Annotated in this window: 7 protein-coding genes and 1 pseudogene; 6 read left to right on the top strand and 2 right to left on the bottom strand. The window is 68.8% G+C overall.

The features are described from left to right. Window positions 1-124: 124 nt before the first annotated feature. The 3 genes from HUW62_RS26110 to HUW62_RS26120 all read left to right on the top strand — a co-directional run bounded on the left by HUW62_RS26110 (window position 125) and on the right by HUW62_RS26120 (window position 3470). On the top strand, window positions 125-1219 hold the full coding sequence (locus tag HUW62_RS26110) for an oxidoreductase (protein ID WP_176435938.1): 1095 nt from the start codon (window positions 125-127) through the stop codon (window positions 1217-1219). A gap of 74 nt (window positions 1220-1293) precedes the next feature. After that, entirely contained in the window at window positions 1294-2037 is a 744-nt protein-coding gene (locus HUW62_RS26115) for a hypothetical protein (protein WP_176435939.1), read from the top strand. A 134-nt stretch (window positions 2038-2171) separates the two neighbouring features. Next, window positions 2172-3470, top strand: a complete 1299-nt coding sequence (locus HUW62_RS26120; protein WP_176435940.1) for a YecA family protein — start codon at window positions 2172-2174, stop codon at window positions 3468-3470. Window positions 3471-3532: 62 nt separating this feature from the next. On the opposite strand, the gene HUW62_RS26125 is transcribed toward HUW62_RS26120, so the two are convergent. Next, on the bottom strand, window positions 3533-4147 hold the full coding sequence (locus HUW62_RS26125; protein ID WP_163861066.1) for a TetR/AcrR family transcriptional regulator: 615 nt from the start codon (window positions 4145-4147) through the stop codon (window positions 3533-3535). A 172-nt stretch (window positions 4148-4319) separates the two neighbouring features. Between HUW62_RS26125 and HUW62_RS26130 the strand changes: the two genes are divergently transcribed. Beyond that, entirely contained in the window at window positions 4320-5552 is a 1233-nt protein-coding gene (locus HUW62_RS26130) for an acetyl-CoA C-acyltransferase (RefSeq protein ID WP_163861068.1), read from the top strand. A 94-nt stretch (window positions 5553-5646) separates the two neighbouring features. Here HUW62_RS26130 and HUW62_RS26135 read toward each other — a convergent pair whose 3' ends face one another. After that, on the bottom strand, window positions 5647-6234 hold the full coding sequence (locus HUW62_RS26135) for an SRPBCC family protein (protein WP_176435941.1): 588 nt from the start codon (window positions 6232-6234) through the stop codon (window positions 5647-5649). Window positions 6235-6613: 379 nt separating this feature from the next. On the opposite strand from HUW62_RS26135, the gene HUW62_RS26140 reads away from it, so the two are divergent. Together HUW62_RS26140 and HUW62_RS26145 are read left to right on the top strand one after the other, a co-directional pair. Next, a complete protein-coding gene (locus HUW62_RS26140; RefSeq protein WP_163861072.1) occupies window positions 6614-7030 on the top strand; it encodes a YciI family protein in 417 nt (138 codons plus the stop codon). Window positions 7031-7077: 47 nt separating this feature from the next. Then, window positions 7078-7294, top strand: a pseudogene (locus tag HUW62_RS26145) (hypothetical protein); the annotation flags it as partial.

Below are 7294 nucleotides of genomic sequence, written 5' to 3' on the forward strand. Positions count from 1 at the left end.
GTTGACCGGGATGTGGGATGCGTCGAACCTTGGGCCATGCATCAGTCTGGTGACCATTGCTTCAGCTCGTTTGACCTGAGACCCGCGTGATGCCAGTCAAGCCTCTGTTGAGCGAGCCCCTGCCATGAGCGAGCCCGCCCCCCTCCGCGTCGCCCTGTTGGGCTACGGCTTCGCGGGCAAGTCCTTCCACGCTCCGCTGCTGCGCACCGTGGAGGGACTGTCATTGCGCGTGGTGGCGTCCAGCAGGCCCGAGGACGTCCATGCGGACCTGCCGGAGGTGACAGTGATTCCGTCCGCGCGCGATGCGGCCACGCACCCGGACGTGGACCTCGTCGTGGTGGCGACGCCGAACGAGACGCACGTTCCGCTCGCACAAGCCGCGCTCCGCGCTGGCAAGCACGTCGTCGTCGACAAGCCCTTCACCATCACCCTGGCCGAAGCACGCGCACTGGCCTCGCTCGCCCAGGAGCAGGGCAGGGTGCTCTCGGTGTTCCACAATCGTCGCTGGGACAGCGACTTCCTCGCGCTGAAGGCGCTGCTCGCGGACGGCACGCTGGGCCGCGTCACCTCCGTCGAGTCGCGGTTCGACCGCTTCCGTCCCGAGGTCCGCCAGCGCTGGCGTGAACAGCCCGTCCCCGGGGCGGGCATTTGGTTCGACCTGGGTCCCCACCTCGTCGATCAGGTCCTTCAACTGTTCGGCCTGCCCGACAGCGTGGTGGGGCTGCTGGCGGCTCACCGGGACGGCGCCGCCGTGGACGACTGGTGTCAGGTGACCCTCGTCTATCCCCAGCGTCATGTCCTCCTCCAGGCCTCGATGCTCATCGCCGGAGGAATGCCGCGCTTCGCGGTGCATGGCACCCGGGGCTCGTGGCTGAAGCACGGCATGGACTCGCAGGCGGACCGGCTCATCGCGGGCGAGCTTCCGGGGGCGGCGGATTGGGGAGAGGACGCCTCGCCTGGGCGGTTCTTCGTCGGGAGCTCCGGGGAGGCCAGGACGACGGCCACACCCAGGGGCGATTATCGCCGCTACTACGCGGGAGTCCGCGACGCGGTGCGTGGCACGGGTCACAACCCCGTGACGCCCATGCAGGCGTTGGCCGTGGCCGCCGTGCTGGAGGCCGCGCTCCAATCATCACGAGAGGGCCGCGCCTGCACTCTCGGCCTCACCTCGGAGGAACGAAGCGCCTTCTCCGATGCTTGTGATTTGACGGGCAGTTGATGAGGCCTCGGCACGGACCTGTTAGGTGAGTTGCTCCTGCAATTCCGTGGGACATGCACCGAAGAGGTTCGTGAATGAGGAACGCACTCGTGGTGGCTTCGACCGTGGTGGTCTCGATGGTCGCCTGTGGTGGAACGCCTGGAGACGAGGCCCGAGAGGTCGCGGCGCAGGGCTCGTGGACGGAAGTGGAGCGAGGCGTCTGGGAGCGGCCGAGGGTGGGTGGTGGCCGTGAGCGCATCGGCTTTGGCGTCGAGGGCCTCGAGTATGTGCTGCGGAAGACGCGCGCCGAGCGGGAGTCGCTGCTCAAGCAGGCACCGCACGCCTCGGCGGCTCGGCTCGAAGTCAACGCGCGGAGCCTCCAGGACCTGGAGGCCCAGCTCCGCGAGGCTTCGGCTCCAGGCGGCTCGCTGCCGCCTCCCGTATCGCAGCCCAAGGTCTCCAGCCCACCGGGCGGCGTCGCGAGCTTCGGCCTCGACTTCTGCGGGGGCGTCTTCGAGCCCGACGTCGTCTTCAACAACGCGCCCCACATGTTGCTGGGTGAGGTCACCGCCAAGGGCCGCTGGACGGAGCCCGCGCCCTATTCGCTCTTCATCAAGACGCTGAACACGCACGTGTACGCGGAGGCCTTGGACATGGGGCCGGGCTACTCCTACGAGCGATACGACCAGGAAGGCCCGTTCTCCGGCTCGTGCTGTGCGTACAAGGAGACCTACGGCGGCATCGGTCCGACCCAGATGGCGTACCTGTGGGGACGGGTCACCATCTCCAGTACGAATGGGTGCTCGGACCAGCGGTTCTACGAGGCCTCGAGTTACTGAGCGGACGCACCGGGCGCGCGAGCGTCCACTGGACAGGGGAGGGGTGTTGCCTGTTCGCCCCGACCCAGCCACCTCCTGCTACGGTGCGCGCCGGATTCCAACGCTCGCCCCCGCGAGCCGAGAGGCACACCTCCTTGAGCACGAAGAAGCCCGGCCGCAATGACCCGTGTCCCTGTGGCAGTGGCAAGAAGTACAAGGCCTGCCACGCCGCCGAAGACCGCTCGCGCGCCGCGCCTCCCTCCGCTGTTTCCAGTCCGCTCGAAGAGGACTTCCGCGCCGCGATGGAGCTGCTCAAGAACCCGGACGTCGGCGACCTGTCCGCCGCGCTGGACCGGGTGGCCCGCCTGCTCGCGGAGTGGGGCCCCGTGCCCGGCCTGCGCTTCGACACCGAGTCCTTCGACAAGCACGTGGGCGAGGCCCTCGCGCGCATCTCCGAGGACGAAGTCCTGGACGCGGCCAGCGCGCGCCGGGAGCTGCTGGTGAGCACGGTGAAGGCCCTCGCGACCAGGTCCTTCCTGGAGAAGCTGACGGCCACGCTGCACGGCCGCGCCGGAGAGCCGGGACGTTCCTCGGAGGACCGGCGGGCCCTTCGCGCGGCCAGCCTGCTCGCCGCCGCGTCGAAGCGGGTGGGCAAGACGCGCATGGAGGACAACCCCGTCCTCGACCTCGTGTTCGACGTCCAGTTCCGCGAGTGGAGCACCCACCACAAGGAGTGGATGGCGAAGTACGAGGCACTGGCCAACGGGATGGATGACGCCTCGCTGTCGGAAGAGGCGCGCAAGGCGCTCCAGCAGGCCCGTGAGGGCGACGTGGATGCGCTGGTGGACTACGTGAAGGAAGACCCGGGGCTCGCCGAGCGCATCGCTCGCGAAGCGAAGGAGCGCGCCACCCGGGTCGAGCTGAAGATGCGCGAGCCGTCCACTCCGCCCGTGTTCGCTCCCGAGGAGGAGTTGTGGCTCACCTGTGTCCTCTGGGAGCCGATGCAGGCCCTGAAGGGACTGCCCCAGGATGCCGAGCCGCCGGTGCGTCGCGAGGCGGTGACGGCGCTCCTGCGCGGCGTGAAGGGCGCGCTCGACGAGGAGTTCCTCACGGGGATGTTGGGGCGCATGCGTGAGAGGGCCCAGGATGCCTCGGTCGATGAGGCCCTGCGTGCCTGGTACGCGGACGCGGCCATCGCCTTCGAGGCCGAGCCCGCGCGCATGTCCCTGGCCGCGCTGCTCACCGCGCGGCAGGAGGCGGTGGGGCGCTCGGCGGAGGAGATGGTGGCGCTCGCCGACCTCAAGGCCCTCACCACCTGGACGCCGGAGAGCTTCGAGCCCTATCGAGAGCTCCTGCTCCAGATGGGGCTGCCCTCGGCGGCCGAACGCATCCGCCGGTGTCAGGACTGGCTCCGCACCCATCCCGTGGAGCTGCGCGCCGCTCCAGTGGAGTGACACACGCATCCACCGAGCATGGTGACGGCGAGGAGGCCGTCACCATGCCTCGCCAACCCACCTCACGACGTCGACTTGCTGTCTCCCGGGGCCGGCGACGTATCCGCCGCCAGCACGGCGACACGACGAGACGCCTTGAGCAACTCGTCTGAGAGCGCCGTGCCCGCGGTCGCCTTGGCCAACGTCAGCGCGCCGACGCACAGCGCGTATGTCGCCAGCGCCCGCTCCCTCGCACTGGCGCGCTCATCCGAGGGCAGGTGTTTGGTGAACGCCTCCGCCGTCAGGTTCAGCTCGTGCGCCAGCGCTTCCTTCAGGTCGGACTCCCCGCGCACCACGTCGGACAGCACGGCGGGCAGCGGGCAGACGGGAACCTCCGCGTCGCGGTGGGCCCGCGAGAGATAGCGGCGCACCAGGTGGCTCAGCCACTCCTCGCCTCGCAGGTCCTCCAGCCCCTGCGGCCAGTCCACTCGCTGACGGCTCATGATGCGCTGGAGCGCCTCGATGAGCAGCGCCTGCTTCGAACCGAAGTGCGCATAGAAGCCGCCCACCGTGAGGCCCGCGGCGCGCATCACCGTGTCCACGCTCGTCCCCAGGAAGCCCTTCTGGCGGAACAACCCTCCCGCCGCTTCCAGGATTCGCTCGTGCGTGGACTGCTTCTGTTCCGGGGGATGGGGCATCGGAATCTCACCTCGCTGTACACCATTATACACGTCATCGCGTCGTCCGCCGCCCCTTTACGGGGACCGCCCGCCTGCCCGCCGCCTTCGCATTGCGACCATATTATGTGCGTAATATGGTTGCTTCACAGGGGTCGGGCGTGGAGCCACCCCGCGAATGGAGGGCTCGTCGATGGATGCCTACATCTTGGATGCGGTCCGTACTCCCCGTGCCCGGGCCAGGCCCGGCAAGGGCGCGCTCAGCGGCCTGCACCCGCAGGAGCTGCTGGCCCAGACGCTGAAGCAGCTTCCGCTGCGCACGGGCGTGGACGTCTCGGATATCGATGACGTGGTGGTGGGCGTCGTGTCGCAAATCGAGGCGCAGGGCGCGAACATCGCGCGCAACGCGGTGCTCGCCGCGGGGTGGCCCATCAGCATCCCGGGCTTCAGCCTCAATCGCTTCTGCGGCTCGGGCCTCCAGTCCCTGTCGCTGGCGGCCATGGGCGTGGCGTCCGGAGCCCAGCAGCTCGTCGTCGCGGGCGGCGTCGAGCAGATGAGCCGCTATGGCCTCAACGCGGACGGTGGCGGAACGGATGGTGGCAACGTCGACCTGCGTCGGCGCTTCTTCCAGGTGCCGCAGGGCATCTCCGCCGACCTCATCGCGACGCTGGAGGGCTTCACGCGGCAGGAACTGGATGCCTTCGGTCTGCGCTCGCAGCAGCTCGCCGTGCAAGCCCAGGCGGAGGGGCGCTTCCAGCGCGGCCTGTTCCCCGTGAAGCACCCCCAGACGGGCGAGGTGCTGCTCGCGGTGGATGACCACCCCCGAGCGGAGACGACGGCGGAGAAGCTGGCCGCGCTCGCTCCGGCCTTCACCCAGCTCGGCGCTCGGGCTGAAGGGCCTGAAGGCGAGACGCTGGATGAGCTGGCGCTGCGGGCCTATCCCCGCGCGGGCGCCGTGCGCCATCTGCACACGGCGGGCACGGCCAGTGGTATCGCGGACGGCGCGGGCGCCATCCTCGTGGCGTCGAAGGACTACGTGCGCGCGCATGGCTTGACGCCGAGGGCGCGCGTGCGAGCCGTCTCCGCCGTGGGAAGTGACCCTGTCCTCATGCTGACGGGGCCGGCGCTCGCGGCGCGCAAGGCGCTGGACGCCGCGGGGCTCAAGGCTCGCGACATCGACCTCTGGGAGATCAACGAGGCGTTCGCGGCGGTGGTGCTACAGACGGCGCGGGCGCTGGAGATTGATTTGAATCAGGTCAACGTCAACGGCGGCGCCATCGCCCTGGGCCACCCGCTGGGCGCGACGGGGAGCATTCTCGTGGGGACGGCCCTGGATGAGCTCGAGCGACGGGGGAAATCGCTGGCGCTTGTAACGCTTTGCACCAGTGGCGGGCAGGCGGTGGCGGCGATCATCGAGCGCGGCTGAGCCGAACTGCCCGAGCAACATCATCAGCATCATCGTCAGTTTCCCCAGGGGCCCTGGGGCTCCAATAGGTGGCCGTCGAAGGAGTCCCAGGTCTTCAGTGGGCGGGCGAGGCCGTGAGCGGCTCCGCCTGCGCGGACTGCGTGGCCTTGAAGTCGGCGGCGCGCGCGGCGGTCTCCAGGTCCGTCAGGCCCTTCTCGAGCTGCTTGCCGATGAAGGACTCCATGAGGCCGAAGGCCATCATCCCCTTGCCCATGAAGGTGTTCGGACCGGACATGTTCCAGGTGACGCGCGTGCCCTTCCCGGACGGCTCGAGCACGAAGTTCGCCTGATTGACGGCGGCGAAGGGCTCGATGAACTCCAGGCGGATGTCGATGCGCTCACCCGGCTTGCTCTCCAGGATTTCCATCCGTCCCACGCCGATGTTCCGGTTCCCCTTGTACGCGTAGCGAGCGCCGACTCCCGCGGCGGGGCCCGAGTACTCGCGCTCCATGTTCGGGTCGACGTTCTCGTAGGGCGACCACTGGCGCCACAGGGCGAAGTTGTTGATGAGCGCGTAGACGGCGTCGGGTGACGCATCGAGTTGTCGCGTGCGGGTGATGAGGAAGCTGTCAGGGCGGCTGGTGATGAAGGCAAGCACGCCGGCGATGAGCACAACGACAGCGATACCAATGAGCTTGGCCATGTGAATCACTCCTGGCTGGATGTTGGGAAAAAGGGAGGCCCCGGGGTCTCCGGTGAGCCTCCTGGTGGGTTGGAATCCCGGCTTCAATGCGGCGACGAACGGGCTTCGGGAGGATCGACACGACCCCTGTTTTTGCCCTTCATGACGGCGCAACCTGTCGGAGTTGCAGGCGATTTCCTCCCCGGAGAAATGCCCGGATAAATCCACGGCCGCCAGAGGCCCCAGGGTCGGACCAGGTCGCATACCCGGCGTCCGGGTGGGGAACTCGGGAGTGTCGAACCCGTGATGTCTCGTTCGTCGCATGGGTGGAATCCCAGGCTCGATTTCGAGCGGAACGGTGTCGGGGGCTGGGTTCGGGCACCGATGAGGAGACGCGACGATGCGATTCATGCTGCTGCTGAAGGCCAGCCAGGACACCGAGACGGGAGCGCCAGCGAGCGAGGCGCTCATCAACGAGATGGACCGCTATAACGATGCGCTGGTCCGGGCAGGGGTCCTCCTGGACGCGGCGGGTCTGCATCCCAGTTCTCGGGGCGCTCGCATCGCTTTCTCACAAGGCAAGCGGACGGTGACGAGCGGGCCCTTCACGGCGACGAACGAGCTGATTGCCGGATTCTGGATGATTCAAGTGAAGACGCAGGAGGAGGCGATGGAGTGGGCGCGGCGTTGGCCTCACTCGCCAGGGAGCGCGGACGCGCAAATCGAGCTGCGTCAGGTGTTCGAGCCCGCGGACTTTCCCGAGTCGACTCAAGACGTCGTGGAGCAGGAGCCGCACGTGGCGCGCTCGCGGTCCTGAGTCGAACGTGCTCCACTGGGGCGATTCGCGAAGGCCGAGGTGGGCACATGAAGGTGGTCGCACTCGTGGAGGCGCCGTCGGACATGCAGGCGGCGGCGATGGCCCTGGCGTCCGCGACGGGCATGGCGCCCGCGGAGGCTCGGATGCGCCTGGCGCCGGAGCCGCCCGCGTTGCTGGCGCGGCTGGAGCCGGCGGCGGCGGATGCGCTGGTGACGTCGCTGCGGGGCATGGGGCTGTCGGTGCTGGCGGTGGACGAGCGGGGGC

The sequence above is a fragment of the Myxococcus sp. AM011 genome (genome assembly GCF_013372595.1).
GTDB classification, from domain to species: Bacteria; Myxococcota; Myxococcia; order Myxococcales; family Myxococcaceae; genus Myxococcus; species Myxococcus eversor.

Coding starts and splice junctions, on each gene's coding strand:
- HUW62_RS26130 (WP_163861068.1), top strand. CDS start 4,320: ATGGATGCCTACATCTTGGATGCGGTCCGTACTCCCCGTGCCCGGGCC.
- HUW62_RS26125 (WP_163861066.1), bottom strand. CDS start 4,147: ATGCCCCATCCCCCGGAACAGAAGCAGTCCACGCACGAGCGAATCCTG.
- HUW62_RS26140 (WP_163861072.1), top strand. CDS start 6,614: ATGCGATTCATGCTGCTGCTGAAGGCCAGCCAGGACACCGAGACGGGA.
- HUW62_RS26115 (WP_176435939.1), top strand. CDS start 1,294: ATGAGGAACGCACTCGTGGTGGCTTCGACCGTGGTGGTCTCGATGGTC.
- HUW62_RS26110 (WP_176435938.1), top strand. CDS start 125: ATGAGCGAGCCCGCCCCCCTCCGCGTCGCCCTGTTGGGCTACGGCTTC.
- HUW62_RS26135 (WP_176435941.1), bottom strand. CDS start 6,234: ATGGCCAAGCTCATTGGTATCGCTGTCGTTGTGCTCATCGCCGGCGTG.